A 423-nucleotide genomic window follows, 5' to 3' on the forward strand; every position below is an offset into this window, starting at 1 on the left:
GTGCACAATTGCTCGCTCTGGCGATGGCCCGGGAATTTGGGGAGCTGCAATATGATGTAGATATGATCGTCCTCGGCGATGGCCCTATGCTTTCGCGCTTTGCCGAGGTTGCGTCGCTGCACCGCGTGGCTCTCGACAGCGAGCCAGTGGAATTGGTGCGCCGAAAATTGGAGGCGATACGGAATGCTGGTGCCGAGGTCGCTATTGTAAACACCACGGTATCTGGCTTGATGGTTCCGGTCTTAAAGGAAGCTGGCTTCCGCACGGTTTCTCTAGTTCACGAACTGCCTGGAGTCTTGGAGTCCTACAGTCTGAACAGGCACGCCCTCGCCATCGCCGAACACGCCGACAAAATCGTTTTTGCAGCGTCTATCGTTCAATCCGGATTCGAGAGCTTCCTCGGCGAACCGCTCAGGCAAGCAT

The 423-nt window shown here is 56.3% G+C and carries 1 pseudogene; it reads left to right on the top strand.

The annotated features are described in order from the left end of the window. A pseudogene (locus tag EOA29_RS42030) lies at window positions 1-423 on the top strand (hypothetical protein); the annotation flags it as partial.

The organism is Mesorhizobium sp. M1E.F.Ca.ET.063.01.1.1 (assembly GCF_003998155.1).
Classification (GTDB): domain Bacteria; phylum Pseudomonadota; class Alphaproteobacteria; order Rhizobiales; family Rhizobiaceae; genus Mesorhizobium.